The sequence below is a fragment of the Leptolyngbya sp. CCY15150 genome, assembly GCF_016888135.1.
In the GTDB taxonomy this organism is placed as follows: domain Bacteria; phylum Cyanobacteriota; class Cyanobacteriia; order RECH01; family RECH01; genus RECH01.
On sequence record NZ_JACSWB010000268.1, the window covers coordinates 1 to 812 of the forward strand.

The following is an 812-nucleotide window of genomic DNA, read 5'->3' on the forward strand; positions in this document are numbered from 1 at the left end:
TTCTGCTCCAGGTTAGCTAAATAAGCTGCAGGGGAACGTCGAAAATGCCGTTGTTGATTGCGCTTGTTTTGGCAAGCTTTGAGGTTAGCTCGAACATCTTGCCAATCTGTGACGGAAACCGTAGCTAAGTCGGCAGGGGTAAACAAACGACTTTGAGTGGCGATAGCAGCAACAATCTGAACCGAGCCTCGCACCATCACCGAGGCTGGGGCAACCTTGCGTCCGGTACAACGACGCTGGTGGTGCCGCCACCGACCAAATAGTTGCTCTAAGTCGTTATTCGTCCTGGGTAAGTCTTCAATGTCATAACAATGAAACAATCCGGGTGCATAACTGCGGGTCACTTTCAAAAAGTGCTCGATACCAGAGGCTAAACGGGTGGTCTGCTCTTTGCGGGTTTCCATCGTTTGCAGTAATTGCTCAAACCTCTGACGTACTTGGTGCCCATTCAAATTCAGGTCATTGTCTAGAAGGGTAGCGGCTTGATGCACCCAATCAAAGGCGATAGCAACGGGTTCAAACAGGGGTCTGGTTTGCGCCAATGCCTTCGATATAGTCTGTTTTAGGTGGTTTAAGGGCTTCACTAATCCCCTTTTTTATCCACCCGTTCTAAGCTGTGCTCGATTGCACTCAGACGTTGCTGTAAGGTTAACCCCGAAGCATCCAACGGGGGATATCCATCATCAGTGAGCGCAGCACGAACCGCGTGGCAGTATCCTTCAACCACCTCTTTGATCCCATCATCGACTCCCTTACTCGTCTCTCGTTCCAACTTGCGGATGTCACGCACTCGCTTTTTTAACTCTTTTTTC

Annotated in this window: 2 pseudogenes; both read right to left on the reverse strand. The window is 49.8% G+C overall.

Features of this window, described 5'->3' with window-relative positions:
- Positions 1-542: pseudogene (locus tag JUJ53_RS19670) on the reverse strand (ISNCY family transposase); the annotation flags it as partial.
- 41 nt (positions 543-583) lie between these two features.
- Positions 584-812: pseudogene (locus JUJ53_RS19675) on the reverse strand (ISNCY family transposase); the annotation flags it as partial.